We start from the raw sequence: 17,105 nt of genomic DNA, 5'->3' as shown, positions 1-17,105 counted from the left end.
TTATTAGATTGTTAGACATTTTAGACTGTTAGAATTATAAAACTTTAGATTTTTAGAAAATCTAAGAAGTCAAAAAATCTATTTTGTTACTGTTTGAATAAAAATATCATTGACACTTGGAATTTTTTCTACAAAATGAGTTACTTGTCCACATTGCGTTAAGAGATTCAATAATTCATTTGGCGTGGCATTCCCCAGTTGAATTTCAAGCTTTAATTCGTTGTTTAATGATTTAAAATTAGCTGGACCAACAGTGAATTTTTGTGTAATCGAATACATCAAACTTTCTACATTCTCCGATAAAATACCCACTTCAAAACTATTGGTTTTAAATTGTCTTTTTACATCATCCAGTTTTCCTTCAATGAGTTTATTGGATTTGTGAATCAGCGCAATATGGTCACATAATTCTTCCACGCTTTCCATACGGTGAGTCGAGAAAATTATGGTTGCTCCCTCTTCACGCAATGCTAGAATTTCATCTTTGATAATATTGGCATTTACGGGATCAAAACCAGAAAAAGGTTCGTCAAAAATCAATAGTTTAGGTTTGTGTAAAACGCAAACTACAAACTGAATTTTCTGCGCCATTCCCTTAGAAAGCTCTTGGATTTTCTTGTTCCACCAACCTTGAATTTCTAATCTTTCGAACCAATACTCTAGTTGTTTTTTGGCTTCAGCCTTAGAAAGCCCTTTCATTTGGGCCAAATACAAGCATTGTTCACCCACTTTCATTGTATTGTACAATCCCCTTTCTTCAGGTAAATAGCCTATATATTGAACGTGTTTGGGTTGCAATTTTTCACCATCCAAAATAATTTCACCACTATCAGGCAATGTAATCTGATTTATTATTCGGATAAGTGATGTTTTTCCAGCTCCATTTGGACCTAAAAGTCCGTAGATACTCCCCTTTGGAACCATTAATGAAACTTCGTTAAGCGCCACATAGTCACCGTATTGCTTAACAACTTTATTCACTTCAAGAATATTACTCATGCTTATTTTTTAATTGGTGTAAAAGTAAATAATTAGTACCGAAATACTTAGAATAGTTTCATATATGTAGCATTTAATTTTTAGCTGTTCTTTACGTTATCGCCTTATATTTTTTGGTGTTTATCTCACAATATTTTATTTTCATTGGAGTTCGATGATTTTCAATTGTTTGCAACAAACAAATTGTTAGTAGCGATTTCATAAAAAACCCATCCTTATTTTAACAAGGATGGGTAAATGTATGTTTTTATATAAGGCGCGATAAATAGCATCTCAACGTTTTTTATTATGAAAACATATCTTTCACTTTCTCAAAAAATGATTTGTCTGACTTCTCTGGATTAGGAATAAAATTATCATCCGAAAGATTTTTTTCGAAAAATTGTTTTTGTTCTTTGTTCAATGTTTTTGGAGTCCAAACATTTACATGTACCAATAAATCTCCATTTCCGTAGCCATTAATACTTGGAATTCCTTTTCCTTTAAGTCTTAGAATTTTACCAGACTGAATTCCTTCTTCCAGTTTGATTCTCACTTTTCCGTTTATAGCTTCAATATCTTTAGAAATACCAAGAACCGCTTCAGCAAAACTAATATATAAATCGTAGTGTAAATTCTCTCCTTCACGTTTCAAGAACTCATGTTCCAATTCTTCAATTGCAACAATCAAATCTCCCGGAATACTGTTTCCCGGAGCATCATTTCCTTTATTAGAAACTTTCAATTGCATTCCGTCCACAACACCCGCAGGTATTTTTATAGAAACCGTTTCATCTTCAAGAATCATTCCTTGTGAATCTGCTTCTGATGGTTTTTTGTCTAAAATTTGACCAGAACCACTACATGTTGGACATGTAGATGCTGATTGCATTCTACCCAAAATGGTATTCGTAACACGCATCACTTGACCTTGACCGTTACATGTAGAACATGTTTTATAGGTAACTCCTGGTGCTTGAACTTTACGTTTTACTTTTACTTTTTTCTCTACTCCATTTGCAATTTCTTCCAATGTCAATTTTACTTTGATACGAAGGTTACTTCCTTTAGCACGTCGAGCGCCTCCGCCTCCTCCGCCTCCGAAACCACCAAAACCGCCTCCGAAAATATCACCAAACTGACTGAATATGTCATCCATATTCATTCCGCCGTGACCACCTCCGCCAAAACCGCCAGAACCATCAAATGCTTGATGACCATATTGATCGTATTTGGCTTTTTTCTGAGGATCGCTTAATACCTCATAAGCTTCAGCAGCTAATTTAAATTTATCCTCTGCCGATTTGTCTCCAGGATTTTTGTCAGGATGATACTGTAAAGCGTTTTTTCTGTAAGCTTTTTTAATTTCAGCAGCATCAGCATTTTTTGAAATGCCTAATATTTCGTAAAAATCTTTTTTCATTTTTATTTTATCTTTTGTTGAAACGCACCGTAGTGCGCAACCATGCGTGATATAAATAAGCGATTAATCGCGAATCTATTACTGCCCTATTACAACTTTTGGAAAACGAATGATCTTGTCTCCTAATTTGTATCCTTTTTCAAGAACATCAACAATTTTTCCCTTCATCTTTGGCGCTGGAATCTGAGTAATTGCTTCAGCAAAATCAGCATCAAAAGCGTCTCCAGCCTTCACCTCAACTTGCTCTAAACCTTTAGAAACTAAAGTGTTTTTTAGTTTTTCATGAATAAGCTCCACTCCTTTTGTCAACAATTCGTCATCTGATTTGTTAATTTCAACTAAGGCTCTGTCAAAGTCATCTAGTACAGGAAGCATTGCAAGTAAAACTTCTTGATTAGCTGTTTTGAACAAATCGATACGCTCTTTTGTAGTTCTACGTTTATAATTTTCAAATTCAGCAAATAATCGTAAATACTTATCTTTCTCTTTGGCTAAATCCTGAGTCAATTGCTCTTCCAGACTTAATTCCTCAATAATGATTTGCTCCCCATTGGCATTATTTTCTAATGTCACATCATCTATTTCTTGATCAATTTCTGTATTTTCAGTAGTCATATTACTTGTATTTTTAAAAATATTCTTAAACTTCATTTTTATTCTTTTCTATGGATTACAAAAGTACTGCCAATTCTTTTAAAATGTCAAATTGTCACCTTTTTATTAAATTTATGATTCTACATAAATTTTACATGTTTTTAAAAAAATTTCAACCACTTAAAATTTTAATATAATTTTAAGACTATCTCGATATAGTTTAATTAGATTTGTTTCAGTTATTTGTTGATGTTTATCTCTGAATAAAAAACAAAGAATCTGTACCAATTATTAATTCACCATTATTTTATATTAAAAAAAGCTTCGTAAAACATACGAAGCTTTTTTTATACTTTTAAAATAAAGCTACAGTAATGCATTTAGCAAACCTTCAAAATCCACTGAAGTCTGCTCTCCGCTCAATAAATTTTTAAGAGAAAAAGAATTGGTAGCCATTTCTTGTTCCCCTGCGATTACAGCAAAAGGAATCCCTCTTTTATCAGCATGCTGAAACTGCTTTGCTACTTTAGCATTATCTGGGTATAATTCTACTTTTATATCTGAATTTCTCAGTTCTTTTATTGCCTTCATAGCATAAAAAGCTTCGGCTTCACCATAGTTTATAAACAATGCTTTTGAAGTTGCTGTAACGGTTTCCGGAAACAAATTTAATTCTTCGACAACCAAATAAATTCGGTCTAATCCAAAAGAAATTCCCACACCGCTCATGTTTTTCAATCCGAAAATTCCAGTCAAATCATCATATCTTCCCCCACCGCCAATAGAACCCATAGAGACTGATTTTGGCGGAGCCACTTCAAAAATAGCACCTGTGTAATAATTTAGTCCTCTTGCCAAGGTTACATCTAAATCTAAAATTGCTTTTGATAATCCAAGTTCCGAAACGTTTTCACAAATAAAACGCAATTCATCTACGCCTTTCATTCCTTCCTGTGATTCTGCAAGCAAAACCGAAAGTTGGTTTATTTTCTCTGAAATGGTTCCTGTAAAATTGAATAAAGGTTGCACTTTGCGAATTGCATCTTCTGAAATCCCTTTCTCAATCATTTCTTTTTTCACGCCGTCCTCACCTATTTTGTCCAGCTTGTCCAGCGCTACCGTGAAATCTATCAATTTATCTGATGCACCGATTACTTCAGCAATTCCGGATAATATTTTTCGGTTATTGATTTTGATGGTTACGCCCTCTAAACCTAAGGCTGAAAAAACAGTATCATATAATTGTACTAATTCTACTTCCTGCCATAACGATTTAGAGCCTACCACATCCGCATCACATTGAAAAAACTCTCTGAAACGTCCTTTTTGCGGACGATCTGCTCTCCAAACCGGTTGAATCTGATATCTCTTGAATGGAAATTCTATATCGTTTTGATGTTGTACTACATAACGCGCAAACGGAACGGTTAGATCATAACGCAAGGCTTTTTCAGAAATACTTGAAGTCAGTTTCGTACTGTCTTTATTTTCTAAATGTGCTGCATTGGCTTTTACCAAATAATCTCCTGAATTTAATATTTTGAAAATCAAACGATCGCCTTCTTCTCCGTATTTTCCCATTAGGGTTTCGGAATTTTCGAAAGATGGAGTTTCTATAGGTTGAAAACCAAATTTCTCGAAATTGCTTTTTATAATTTGGATGATATAGTGTCGTTTTGCTACCTCTGCAGGTGAAAAATCTCTAGTCCCTTTAGGAATGCTCGGTTTTGATGCCATGGTATGAGTATTGGAAATTAAATTTTCAGATTTTGGAAGTATTTAAAAAACTCCAAATTCTAATTCTTTGCAAATATCTTATTTTTAAAATTATTCTGCTTCCAAATTCTAGCATTTTATTACACATCGCCTAGCCCAGATTAAAGTGGAAATACGGCGGCAAAAAATACTATTGTTTTCTTGCCTAAAAGAGCGACCGCAGGAAGCTCCTTTTGGGCAATTGAAAACAAATTATTTTTGCTGCCGGATTGTAACGGAAAGCTGGCAATAGCTTCAAAAACAAAGCACTCAAATTAAATTAGTTTTTAGCTTAAAAAAAATTGTAACAAAATTTGTATTTTCGTGTCAAACTTACATGATGTTAAAATTATTCAAAGAAAATATTCGAATTGCATTCGGCTCTATCAGAACGCAATTGTTGCGAACGGTTCTCACTGTGTTGATTATCGCTATTGGAATCACGGCATTAGTTAGTATTCTGACAGTTGTTTCAGCGCTGGAAAATACAATTTCCTCCGATTTTGCCTCGATGGGAGCCAATACCTTTAACCTAAGACAGTATGAAAACACTACAAGAAATCGTGGTGGAGGCGAACGTGAAATAATAAATCCTATTATTTCGTATCCTGAAGCAGTGGCTTTCAAAAATAAATACAGCTATCCATTTACGGAAACTTCTCTTTCATTTACAGCTACTTCTGGTGCTGAAGTAAAATTTGAATCTTCAAAAACAGATCCAGAAAATTCTATCGTGGGTGTCGACGAATTTTTTATGACGAACTCCGGATTAGAAACAAGTGCTGGAAGAAATTTTACTGGATTTGATATAGATAACAATGCCTATGTGTGTATTGTAGGTTCTGATTTTGAGAAAGGATTGCTAAAGGACGTGAATCCTATTGATAAAATAATTTCAATCAGAGGCGCTAAGTTTAGAGTTATTGGAGTATTAAAAGAGAAAGGATCAACTTTTGGAAACAGTCAGGATTTACGAGTTTTGATTCCAATACAATTAGCCCGTTCCATATTTACAGCGCCCAATATCAATTATACGGTGAGCGTTATGGTTAGCAAAAAAGAATTACTGAATCAGGCCATAGACAATGCAAATAGTACGATGCGCAGGGTTCGTAAACTAAATCCTGTAGAAGACAATAATTTTGGGATAGTTCGCAGCGACGACTTGATTAATCGAATTTTAGGAATAACACAATATCTGGGACTAGCATCGTGGTTGATAGGAATTATCACCGTACTGGGTTCCTCTATTGCTTTGATGAATATTATGATTGTTTCAGTTACGGAACGTACCAGAGAAATTGGAGTTAGAAAAGCATTAGGCGCAAAAAAAACAACTATTGCGATTCAGTTTTTTATAGAAACAATGCTGATAGGTCAATTTGGCGGATTAGTAGGAATCATTTTTGGAATCCTAATTGGATTTGGTATTGCGACTGCAATGGATTTTGCATTCGTAATTCCTTGGGGCGCTATTATGGCAGCTTTCATCACCAGTTTCATCGTAGCTATTGCTTCCGGGTTATATCCTGCTATCAAAGCTGCTGTACTGGATCCTATTGAAGCATTGCGATACGAATAACAGTAGTAATCAACTTCATTGCGAGGAACAAAGATCACATTTAATATTTTTCAAAACAATTTGGGCGTGACCACATTAAAAAAAGGAGCTAACTAATCATACGTGCTAGTTGCCCCTTTTTTTAATGCCGTCGGGTCATCCGCGTTACATGGTAACTAGCTTCTACCCCTCACGCAAACCGCGTAAAACGAGAACTTTTGCATAAACAACAACCAAAGTTAGATGCGATTGCTTCGTTCCTCGCAATGACAACTAAGCATCCTGTCATTTCCGTAAATATCTTTTCGTAATTCGATGATTTTAAAGTTCATTTTTTCGAGTAAATCAATCATTTCCTTACCTAAATACTGATTGATTTCAAAAAACAACTGACCATTTTCAGAGAGGTGTTGTTGCGCTAATTCGGCTATTTTTTTGTAGAAAATCAACGCATCATCATCTGCTACAAAGAGTGCTAAATGTGGTTCATTGTCTAAAACATTTTTCTTGATTTCATCTTTTTCTAAATTTCGAACATAAGGCGGATTTGAAACGATAATATCAAATTGTTGTTGTAAATCTTCCGTTTCAAGAATATTTTGATGGATAAAAGTAACGTTTACAGAGTTGTTTTCTGCGTTTTTTTGGGATGTAGCCAAAGCATTTTTAGAAACATCAATCGCAAAAACCTGAGCATTTGAAAGGTTTTTTGCCAATGAAATCGCGATGCAACCACTTCCAGTTCCAATGTCTAGAATTCGGATATTTTGGCTTTTGACCTTTGACTTTTGGCTTTCAATAATCCATTCAACAAGCTCTTCGGTTTCAGGTCTTGGAATCAAAACATTTTCATTGACTTCAAAATCCAAACCATAAAAACTCGTTTTCCCCAATAAATATTGAATTGGAATTTCTTTTTTTAATTGTTCCAAAATCGAATTCCAAATAACGATTTCACCTTCCGAAAAAACTAAATCAGGATGCAATGCCAAGTCAATTCTTTTCAATTGATTTTTTTCTTCTAAAATCAAATAAAAAAAACTCTCTGCTTCTCCAGCATCATAAATTGGTGTCAGTTCTTGAATAAATTGAGTTCTGTATTCTTTTATCTTCATATTATCGGGAAATCAATCCTAAGGAATTAACACTAGAAACATTTAATTTTCAAACTTACAACTCTTTCAACATCCAAACCGGACAACTAACATGGCCTGTGCTTCCCATAGGACCAGAAATATATTCAAAACCTGTCTTTTTGTATAATTTTTGAGCATCAAGCATGAAAGGCATGGTTTCTAAATAGCATTTTTCAAAGCCAAAATTTCGAGCACTTTGCAAGCAAACTTCCATCATTTCAGATCCAATTCCTATCCCACGTGTTTCTGGGAGAAAATACATTTTTTGTAGTTCGCAGATGGTCTCGGCTTCATTTGCAAGTGGAGCTATTCCTGCTGCACCAACAATTTTACCGTTATTCTCTACCACATAATATACGGATTTTGGTTTGTTGTACTCTTCATACATTAAATCCAAATACGGATCTTCATAAGCCGTTCCTACTTTTGGAATTTCCATCTCATCGAAAACTGAACGAATCAGTTGTGCAACTTCGGGATTATCCTCTTTATTTATTTTTCTGATAATGTAATTTTCCATTTTTTCAAAATCTGATTATACTTGCAAAAATAGAAATTGTTTGCTATTATTTTAGAAAGTATTAAAACAAAACCATACGTTTCAGGACTAATCCCAAAATTACTACTTTTGCAAGGTGAAAATACATGAAAAATACATCCGACGTTGTATTGAATTAGCCAAAAATGGCTTGGGAACAACGTATCCAAATCCGTTAGTGGGTAGCGTCATTGTTTATGATAATAAAATCATTGGCGAAGGCTGGCATAAAAAATCAGGAGAACCGCACGCAGAGGTTAACGCCGTAAATTCTGTAAAAGATAAATCTTTACTAAAAAAAGCGACTATATATGTAAGTTTAGAGCCGTGTAGTCATTTTGGTAAAACTCCGCCTTGTTGTGATTTGATAATCCAAAACAAAATTCCGAGTGTGGTTATAGGAACAGTAGATCCTAACATAAAAGTAGCTGGAAACGGAATAAAAAAACTGATGGAGGCTGGCATTCATGTCACCGTAGGTATTCTGGAAGCGGAATGTAACGAACTTAACAAAAGATTTTTTACATTTCATGAAAAGAAAAAACCTTATATCATCTTGAAATGGGCTGAAAGCCATGACGGCTTTATTGCTCCTATAGAAAAATCAGAAAAAAAACCCGTTTGGATTACCAATGTGTATTCGAGGCAATTAGTACACAAATGGCGCACGGAAGAACAAGCTATTCTGGTGGGAACACAAACAGTAATTGACGACAATCCCAAACTAAATGCACGTGATTGGTTCGGAAACAATCCGATCAGAGTAGTTTTAGACCAAAATAATCGCATCCCAAAAGACAGCCATATTCTAGATAATCAAGCTAAAACCATCCTGTTTTCCGGATTTAAACCTAATCTTGAAAAAGAAAACGGTATCTTTGAAACAATCGATTTTAAAAAAAATATTGCAGAGCAAATTGTTCAATCGTTATATACTAATCACATTCAATCCGTTATTATTGAAGGCGGAAGACAAACTTTACATACTTTTATCGATGCCAATCTTTGGGATGAAGCACGAATATTTGTTGGAAACACTCCTTTCAAAAATGGAATCAAAGCACCTATTCTTGATAGAAAACAATTCGAGAAATATTGCATAGGCACAGACGAACTTTTAATTTTTAGAAACCATGATTAACACTATAATTTTTGATTTCGGAGATATTTTTATCAACTTAGATAAAGATGCCCCTATAATTGAGTTTAAAAAGTTAGGTTTACATGAATGGCATGACGATTTAAATGACTTAAATCTAAAATTTGAAAAGGGACAGGTTTCAGAACTTCAATTTATAAATGGTTTTCAAAAACATGTACCAACAGCTTCGATTGAAGAAATCAGAAATGCCTGGAATTCAGTTTTATTAGATTTCCCTTTATATAGATTAGAATTTCTACAATTGCTATCAAGAAAATACCGTCTATTTTTACTGAGTAATACAGATGCAATACACATCGACAAATTTCAACATAAGGCAGGAATGACATTTTATAGAGAATTTTACCAATGTTTTGAAAAAGTTTATTTTTCTTTTGAATTAGGTATGCGAAAACCCGATTCCGAAATTTATAAATATTTAATACAAAAACATGAATTAATTCCTAAACGCACTTTGTTTATTGATGACAAAAAAGAAAATACAGATGCAGCACTTGCATTAGGGTTACAAGTTTGGAATTTGCAAGTAGGAACAGAAGATGTCGTTCATTTATTAGACAAAAAAATAATTTAGAAAAGTAACTTTTGGAATTTAAAGACACCTACAACACCATTGAATTTCCCTCTGAAGAAGTATTATTCAAAGAAAAAAACAGTAAATTTTATGGCTATGCCTTTCCAATACAATCAGAGGAAGATGTAAAGCCACTCATCGAAACATTAAGAAAACTACACCCTAATGCTGGGCATTTTTGTTATGCGTATCAAATAGGTTCCGAAACCCCAACCTTTAGAGCAAATGACGATGGCGAACCTAACAATAGTGCTGGAATGCCTATTTTTGGACAAATTCAATCTTTTTCTGTGACCAATGTACTCATAGTTGTGGTCAGAATATTTGGCGGAGTCAAATTAGGAGTTGGAGGACTAATTTCTGCTTATAAAACCACAGCGCAAATGGTACTTGAAAGCTGTGAAATTATCGAAAAAACTATTGACATCCATTTTAACATCACTTTTGATTATCAAAACATGAATAAAGTAATGCGGGTAATCAAGGAAAAAAAAATAGAAATGGTATCACAAGAAATGGAAATAAATGAAATAACTACACTTCCAGTAGGCAAAATTGAACTAAAAACACGAAAAAAAAATGCCGAAATGATATTCGACATTTTTAATTCGATGTTTGAAATCGAAATAAATCGACTTTAATTTCACTTCAAAATTGCTTTTTTGGGATTTTATTCCATCGTTTTTAACAATTCTAAAATATAATCCGGAGGAGCTGTAGGACGACCCGTTTTTAGGGACACAAAAACCAAAATAAATTGGGCAGTTGTTAATAACTCATCAGACTCATTATAAATAGCACAATCAAATTCTATCTTCACAGAACTCTGACTTTTAAAAACAGTATGAACCGTCAACAACTCATCATAGCGAGCTGATTTTTTATAATTTATATTCATCGAAACAATTGGAAGCGCAATACCGCTTTCTTCCATTTTTTTATATGAAATCCCTTTGTTTCTAAGCCATTCCACTCTTCCTATTTCAAAATATGGAATATAATTCCCATGATAAACAACTCCCATTTGGTCTGTTTCGGAGTATCGAACCCTAACTTCTACTTGATGATCTTTCATTAATTATGAATTAAAAATTTAAATTTTAAACACTGCCTTACAACAATAATTCGTAAAATTATTACCCTATATATTTTTTTTTATAGAAATTTGTTCACATATTTGTTACCCCGATAATAAATAACAAAACATCTTTTTTTTAGTAAGAAAACAATTACCAATTAAAAACAATTTTATAGAATATATGAACAAAACTGCTCAATCAGTATGGGAAAACTGTTTGTCTTTTATAAAAGACAACATCCAAGACCAAGCGTACAAAACTTGGTTCGAACCAATTAAATCAGTTGAACTTACCGATAACGCATTATATATTCAAGTTCCAAGTAAATTTTTCTACGAATGGCTAGAAGAACACTATGTAAAATTGTTAAAAGTTGCGCTTACCAAAGAACTAGGGAAAAACGCAAAGTTACTTTATAAAATCAGAATGGAAAACACTTATGGCAACAAACAACCGTTTACGGAGCAATTGCCAAGTGCCAACAGAACTCCAATGAAGCCTCAAGAAGTTGATGCGCCATTTAAAAACTTAAACCCAGAACTAAAAAATCCATTTGTAATACCTGGAATTCGAAACTTGAAAATCGAATCACAACTAAATGCAAATTACAGTTTTGATAATTTTTTAGAAGGAGATTCCAATAGATTAGCCCGCTCTGCTGGAATGGCTGTTGCTAATAAACCCGGTGGAACTTCTTTTAATCCACTATTGATTTTTGGAGGAGTTGGTCTAGGAAAAACACACTTAGCTCACGCTATTGGTGTAGAGATAAAAGACAAATACCCAGAAAAAACAGTTTTATACATTTCAGCTGAAATTTTCACACAACAATATATTGACTCGGTTAAGAAAAATAATCGAAATGATTTCATCCATTTTTATCAATTAATTGATGTTTTAATCATTGATGACGTACAATTCCTTTCTGGTAAATCTGGAACTCAGGATGTATTTTTTCATATATTTAATTATTTACATCAAAACGGTAAACAAGTCATCTTGACTTCTGACAAGGCGCCTGTTGACATGCAAGATATTGAACAACGTTTACTTTCTCGTTTTAAATGGGGATTGTCTGCTGAATTGCACCAACCTGATTATGAAACCAGAATTTCCATCCTGAAAAATATATTGTATCGAGATGGTGTAGAAATCCCTGAGGAAATTATCGAATATGTTGCCCGTAATATCAAATCCAATGTTAGAGAATTAGAAGGAGCAATCATTTCCTTGATTGCACAATCTTCATTCAATAAAAAAGAAGTAACACTGGAGCTTGCTAAAAGTGTTGTCGAGAAATTTGTAAAAAATGTAAAACGAGAAATTTCGATCGATTACATTCAAAAAATTGTCTCAGATTATTTCCAATTGGATTTAGAAACATTACAATCTAAAACTAGAAAAAGACACGTGGTGCAAGCCAGACAATTAGCCATGTTTTTCGCAAAGAAATTTACTAAAGCTTCTTTAGCAAATATTGGTTCCCAAATTGGAGATCGCGACCACGCAACGGTGTTACACGCTTGTAAAACCGTAGACAATTTAGTAGCTACTGACAAACAATTCAAAAAATTTGTTGAGGATATCAATAAAAAATTAACGTTGTAAACACATCATGTCTGTAAAAATTCTAATGGTCTGTTTGGGAAATATATGTCGTTCTCCATTGGCAGAGGGTATTTTGGCTTCAAAACTTCCTAAAGACAAATTCACAGTCGATTCAGCAGGAACAGGTTCTTGGCACATTGGCAATTCACCTGACGAACGTTCTATTGCAGTAGCAAAAAAAAATAAAATCAGCATTTCAAATCAAAAAGGCAGACAATTCAGCACAACTGATTTTGATGCCTTTGATTACATCTACGTGATGGATAATTCTAATTATCAGGATGTTGTTAAGCTTGCTAAAAACCAGCAGCAAAAAGAAAAAGTTCAGCTTATTTTGAATGAATTATTTCCAAACGAAAAAGTAGATGTTCCCGATCCTTATTTTGGTTTACCTAATGGTTTCGAAATTGTTCACAACATGCTGGATGAAGTTTGCGAGATAATTGCAAAAAAACTAATAGAGAAGCATCCATAATTTTTTTTGTGAAAAATTACTTTGGGTTGGTAGCACTATTGTTAACTCGCCATCAAACAAACAAAATACTTTTAGGAACATAAATTACACCCATGAAACAAAACGCTATTTTAGGAAAACTCTACCTAATCCCAACCACCATGGGCGATTGTGATCCTATGGATGTTTTGCCACAAACCATAAAACGAAGTATCGATCTCATTGATTATTATATTGTTGAAAACGACAAAACAGCTCGTAAATCTATCAAAGGTGTGAATCCCGAGAAAAAACAAGCTGAGTTGAAACTTTTTGTATTAAATAAACACACCGAAACTAAAGAACATTTAGAGTTTATAAAACCGTTACTCGAAGGTCACAATATGGGTTTAATGAGCGAAGCTGGATGTCCTGGTGTAGCTGATCCTGGTGCTGTAATTGTAAAATTAGCACATGAAAAAGGAATTCAAGTTATTCCTTTGGTAGGTCCTTCTTCTATTCTTTTGGCAATGATGGCGTCAGGAATGAACGGTCAAAGTTTTACATTTCATGGTTATTTACCTATCGAAAAAGACGAAAAGAAAGCCAGTTTTAAAACGTTAGAAAGGGTTTCTTTCGAAAAAAATCAGTCGCAAATTTTCATCGAAACTCCATATCGCAATAACAAATTACTAGAAGATTTAATCCAAACCTTACATCCTGAAACGCATTTATGTATCGCTACGGACATTACCTTGCCTACAGAATATATCAAAACCAAAAAAATTGCTGCCTGGAAAAAAGAAACCATCGATTTGCACAAACGCCCCACAATTTTTATTATTCATAAGATGTAAATTGAAAATGATTTTATTAATCCTAGAGAATGAAATAAATAAAAATTCCAGAACTTACAATTTGATGTAACAATAGTAAACTTTGAATTTCTGGCCTCAAAAGAGTTAATAAAAGATAAAACAATACTTCTAATCATTAATTCTAATTATAAAAACCTATTTTTATAATTAGAATTAATGATTTTTTTTATGAGTAAACTTCCAAATATTAGCACGAGTATTTTTACTGTTATGTCAAAAATGGCTGCTGAATATAATGCTATCAATCTTTCTCAAGGTTTTCCAAACTTCCCTGTTGATGAACGATTAACTGATATTGTAACTAAGCTGGCCAAAGAAAATGTACATCAATACACACCAATGTCTGGCTTTCCGCCTTTATTATCAAAAATAACTTTGTTAATCAAGAACTCTTATCAAAGAACTATCCAGCCTGAAACGGAATTACTAATTACTGCTGGAGCGACCCAAGCCATTTTTACCACTATAACAGCTTTAGTAAAAAGCAATGATGATGTAATTATCTTAGATCCAAGTTATGATTGCTATGAAGCGCCCGTATTATTGTGCAACGCAAATCCGGTTCGGGTAGCGCTGAATGATGATTATACTCCATATTGGGAAATTATCGAAAAGGCGTGTACTTCAAAAACCAAAATGATAATCATCAATAATCCGCACAATCCAACGGGAAAAATTTTAACGGAACCTGATTTTGAAGCCTTGGAAATACTGTTGGATAAATATCCTGACATCGTACTTCTTTCTGATGAAGTCTATGAATACATCACTTTCGAGGAGAAACATATTTCAGCTCATACACGGGAGAAACTATTAAATCGCTGTGTGATGGTTTCCTCTTTTGGAAAATCATTTCATGTTACGGGATGGAAAATTGGTTATTTAGTTGCACCAGAATACTTGATGAGAGAAATCAAAAAAGTACATCAATTTTTAGTTTTTAGTGTCAATAGCATTTGTCAAGTAGCCATTAGCGAGTATTTAGATATTGTTTCAATTTCTGAAATCAGGAAATTATATCAGGAAAAACGGGACTACTTTAAACTATTACTAAAGGACAGCCGCTTCAAACTCATGCCGTGCGAAGGAACTTATTTTCAAGTCGTTTCGTATGCAGCTATATCAAATGAGAATGATGTTGATTTTTGCAAACGACTTATTATGGAATATGGTGTTGCCGCAATTCCTATCTCTACTTTTTATGCCGATGGAAAAGACCTAAAATTAATTCGGTTTTGCTTTGCTAAAGACAACATAACGCTGGAAGAAGCCGCTAAAAGATTGTGTGCCATTTAAAATCAGCATTGAAATTTACTTTTATTATGCATGCATACTATTTAATTTTATATATTTACAATAAAAAAATATCAAAAATATGAGTTATACAGATAAAATGTTACGCGATGATGCCCTAAAAGGCAAGGTGATTGTAGTAACCGGAGGCGGAAGCGGTTTAGGAAAAGCAATGACTAAATATTTCTTGGAATTGGGTGCACAAGTCGCCATTACTTCCAGAGATTTAGAAAAACTAAAAAGTACTGCTGCAGAACTGGAAACAGAAACCGGTGGAACTTGTCTGCCTGTTCAATGTGATGTACGTCATTACGAAGAAGTAGAAAATATGCTCCAAGAAGTATTGAAAGTTTTTGGTAAAGTTGATGTTTTATTGAATAATGCTGCCGGAAATTTCATATCACCAACCGAAAGATTATCTGCGAATGCCTTTGATACTGTAATTGATATCGTTTTAAAAGGGAGCAAAAACTGTACACTTGCTTTTGGAAAACATTGGATAGACACCAAACAAAAATCATCTACCATTTTGAATATTGTTACGACTTATGCTTGGACAGGTTCTGCTTATGTTGTGCCTAGCGCAACAGCAAAAGCGGGAGTTTTAGCCATGACACGAAGTCTTGCGGTAGAATGGGCAAAATACGGAATTCGTTCGAATGCAATTGCTCCAGGTCCTTTCCCTACTAAAGGTGCATGGGATCGATTATTACCAGGAGATTTAGCCGAGAAATTTGATATGGCTAAAAAAGTTCCGCTAAAACGTGTGGGAGATCATCAGGAATTAGCCAATCTAGCAGCTTATTTAGTTTCTGATTTTTCAGCTTATATCAACGGTGATGTGATTACAATTGATGGTGGTGAATGGCTGAAAGGCGCTGGACAATTCAATTTACTTGAAGCAATTCCAGAAGAACTTTGGGATCAACTAGAAATGATGATCAAAGCAAAGAAAAATAAATAATAGCTTTATATAAAATAAAAAAAGAGAGTCACATGGCTCTCTTTTTTTAGTTAACACTACTACATATTTAGTCAACATTCTATTGTTTAAATTTAACCATTAAGGAATTAAGAAAAATTATGAAGTAGTGCTTAATTTTTCTTAATTTCTTAATGGTAAAAAAAGAGTTTTTAATTTTTATTGTTATACAACCCTAGTAATATTTCACTTTTCAGCAAACCACTTCCGCCTCCATAATGCTGAACAATACTAATATTTGGATTATGATTTATGAAAAACTTACACAAATCGGCTTCACTTTGTTCTTGAATTCCGGAACCTAACAATACAAGGGAAAAATCTTTTCTGAGAAAAATCTCCTTTGCTTCCTCATCATTCATTACGCCTACTCCATTCCAATTCGCATTAGCATTAGCATTTATCAATCGGACTACAGTTGCTAAAATTTCGAGATGTCTTCCTATGTATAAAATATTTATGGTTTCCATCATTCCATTTTATTAAAAAAAACAAATCTCAAAGGAAATATACCTGTGAGATTTGTTTTTATTTACTTTAAAATTATTGTTGCAAAAATTGCAATTCGATATTCAAACGAACTTCTTCGCTTACTAAAACACCTCCTGTTTCAAGTGCCGAATTCCAATTTAATCCCCAATCTTTTCTGTTGATTTTTCCTTCTAAAGCAAGAGCCATTTTAGTATTTCCCCATGGATCTTTCATTAATCCTCCGTAATCTGCAATTAATTTCACTGATTTTGTAACACCGTGTAATGATAAATCGCCAACTAATACATATTCTCCTTCATCAATTTTAGAAAAAGAAGTCGCGCTAAATTTAATTTCTGGAAACTGAGCAGCATCAAAAAAATCTGCACTCAATAAATGCGTATCTCTATCTGCATTCCCAGTTGTGATTGAATCAATTGCTCCTGTAAATTCAATTTTTGAGTTTTCTAGATTGCTGTCTTCTGCTTCAATCGTTGCATCAAATTTTGAAAATTTACCTGAAACATTAGTAAACATCATGTGTCTTACTTTAAAACCAATTTCTGAGTGTGTAGGGTCTATTACCCATTTTGTTGTAGACATAATATTATTTTATTTTAATTATTATTATTTATTTCTA

At 33.6% G+C, this 17,105-nt stretch carries 18 protein-coding genes; 9 read left to right on the top strand and 9 right to left on the bottom strand.

Annotated features, from left to right (window positions below):
• Nucleotides 1-78 precede the first annotated feature (78 nt).
• From DFR66_RS08475 to hisS, 4 genes are all read right to left on the bottom strand, one after another.
• On the bottom strand, nt 79-999 hold the full coding sequence (locus tag DFR66_RS08475; RefSeq protein ID WP_114754408.1) for an ABC transporter ATP-binding protein: 921 nt from the start codon (nt 997-999) through the stop codon (nt 79-81).
• Between the two features lie 286 nt (nt 1,000-1,285).
• Nucleotides 1,286-2,401, bottom strand: coding sequence for a molecular chaperone DnaJ (gene dnaJ / locus DFR66_RS08470; protein ID WP_114754407.1), 1,116 nt, complete (start codon nt 2,399-2,401; stop codon nt 1,286-1,288).
• Between the two features lie 78 nt (nt 2,402-2,479).
• Nucleotides 2,480-3,052 (bottom strand): nucleotide exchange factor GrpE, encoded by a 573-nt coding sequence (locus tag DFR66_RS08465; protein ID WP_114754406.1) that lies wholly within the window; start codon nt 3,050-3,052, stop codon nt 2,480-2,482.
• Between the two features lie 309 nt (nt 3,053-3,361).
• A complete protein-coding gene (hisS, locus tag DFR66_RS08460; RefSeq protein WP_114754405.1) occupies nt 3,362-4,732 on the bottom strand; it encodes a histidine--tRNA ligase in 1,371 nt (456 codons plus the stop codon).
• A 355-nt stretch (nt 4,733-5,087) separates the two neighbouring features.
• On the opposite strand from hisS, the gene DFR66_RS08455 reads away from it, so the two are divergent.
• Complete coding sequence (locus DFR66_RS08455; RefSeq protein ID WP_167400503.1) at nt 5,088-6,332, top strand: ABC transporter permease; 1,245 nt, start codon at nt 5,088-5,090, stop codon at nt 6,330-6,332.
• A gap of 218 nt (nt 6,333-6,550) precedes the next feature.
• Here the strand turns inward: DFR66_RS08455 and prmC are convergent, their stop codons facing one another.
• Nucleotides 6,551-7,426: a peptide chain release factor N(5)-glutamine methyltransferase gene (prmC, locus tag DFR66_RS08450; protein ID WP_114754403.1), complete on the bottom strand. Its 876-nt coding sequence runs from the start codon at nt 7,424-7,426 to the stop codon at nt 6,551-6,553.
• A gap of 55 nt (nt 7,427-7,481) precedes the next feature.
• The gene (locus tag DFR66_RS08445) at nt 7,482-7,967 is read right to left on the bottom strand and encodes a GNAT family N-acetyltransferase (protein ID WP_114754402.1); all 486 of its coding nucleotides are present in this window, start codon (nt 7,965-7,967) and stop codon (nt 7,482-7,484) included.
• Between the two features lie 115 nt (nt 7,968-8,082).
• On the opposite strand from DFR66_RS08445, the gene ribD reads away from it, so the two are divergent.
• Genes ribD through DFR66_RS08430 form a run of 3 tightly spaced genes read left to right on the top strand, consistent with a single transcriptional unit; the run spans nt 8,083 to nt 10,362 of the window.
• Entirely contained in the window at nt 8,083-9,126 is a 1,044-nt protein-coding gene (ribD, locus tag DFR66_RS08440; RefSeq protein ID WP_114754401.1) for a bifunctional diaminohydroxyphosphoribosylaminopyrimidine deaminase/5-amino-6-(5-phosphoribosylamino)uracil reductase RibD, read from the top strand.
• Nucleotides 9,119-9,721, top strand: coding sequence for an HAD family hydrolase (locus DFR66_RS08435; protein ID WP_114754400.1), 603 nt, complete (start codon nt 9,119-9,121; stop codon nt 9,719-9,721). The genes ribD and DFR66_RS08435 overlap by 8 nt, the downstream gene beginning before the upstream one ends.
• Before the next feature lie 11 nt (nt 9,722-9,732).
• A complete protein-coding gene (locus DFR66_RS08430; protein WP_114754399.1) occupies nt 9,733-10,362 on the top strand; it encodes an IMPACT family protein in 630 nt (209 codons plus the stop codon).
• A 29-nt stretch (nt 10,363-10,391) separates the two neighbouring features.
• Here DFR66_RS08430 and DFR66_RS08425 read toward each other — a convergent pair whose 3' ends face one another.
• The gene (locus DFR66_RS08425; protein ID WP_114754398.1) at nt 10,392-10,796 is read right to left on the bottom strand and encodes an acyl-CoA thioesterase; all 405 of its coding nucleotides are present in this window, start codon (nt 10,794-10,796) and stop codon (nt 10,392-10,394) included.
• A gap of 184 nt (nt 10,797-10,980) precedes the next feature.
• On the opposite strand from DFR66_RS08425, the gene dnaA reads away from it, so the two are divergent.
• From dnaA to DFR66_RS08400, 5 genes are all read left to right on the top strand, one after another.
• Nucleotides 10,981-12,408, top strand: a complete 1,428-nt coding sequence (gene dnaA / locus DFR66_RS08420; RefSeq protein WP_114754397.1) for a chromosomal replication initiator protein DnaA — start codon at nt 10,981-10,983, stop codon at nt 12,406-12,408.
• 7 nt (nt 12,409-12,415) lie between these two features.
• Nucleotides 12,416-12,883, top strand: coding sequence for a low molecular weight protein-tyrosine-phosphatase (locus DFR66_RS08415; protein ID WP_114754396.1), 468 nt, complete (start codon nt 12,416-12,418; stop codon nt 12,881-12,883).
• 92 nt (nt 12,884-12,975) lie between these two features.
• Nucleotides 12,976-13,698, top strand: coding sequence for an SAM-dependent methyltransferase (locus DFR66_RS08410; RefSeq protein WP_114754395.1), 723 nt, complete (start codon nt 12,976-12,978; stop codon nt 13,696-13,698).
• Nucleotides 13,699-13,887: 189 nt separating this feature from the next.
• Nucleotides 13,888-15,015 carry a methionine aminotransferase gene (locus tag DFR66_RS08405; RefSeq protein WP_114754504.1) on the top strand — a complete coding sequence of 376 codons (1,128 nt, stop codon included), beginning with the start codon at nt 13,888-13,890 and terminating at the stop codon, nt 15,013-15,015.
• Nucleotides 15,016-15,094: 79 nt separating this feature from the next.
• On the top strand, nt 15,095-15,976 hold the full coding sequence (locus DFR66_RS08400) for an SDR family oxidoreductase (RefSeq protein ID WP_114754394.1): 882 nt from the start codon (nt 15,095-15,097) through the stop codon (nt 15,974-15,976).
• Nucleotides 15,977-16,146: 170 nt separating this feature from the next.
• Here DFR66_RS08400 and DFR66_RS08395 read toward each other — a convergent pair whose 3' ends face one another.
• Nucleotides 16,147-16,467, bottom strand: coding sequence for a hypothetical protein (locus DFR66_RS08395; RefSeq protein WP_114754393.1), 321 nt, complete (start codon nt 16,465-16,467; stop codon nt 16,147-16,149).
• 70 nt (nt 16,468-16,537) lie between these two features.
• Nucleotides 16,538-17,068 (bottom strand): YceI family protein, encoded by a 531-nt coding sequence (locus DFR66_RS08390; protein ID WP_114754392.1) that lies wholly within the window; start codon nt 17,066-17,068, stop codon nt 16,538-16,540.
• Nucleotides 17,069-17,105 lie beyond the last annotated feature (37 nt).

The organism is Flavobacterium glaciei (assembly GCF_003350545.1).
GTDB lineage: Bacteria > Bacteroidota > Bacteroidia > Flavobacteriales > Flavobacteriaceae > Flavobacterium > Flavobacterium glaciei.
Note: the sequence above shows the minus strand (reverse complement) of the source record. Positions and strands in the feature narration are given on the sequence as shown.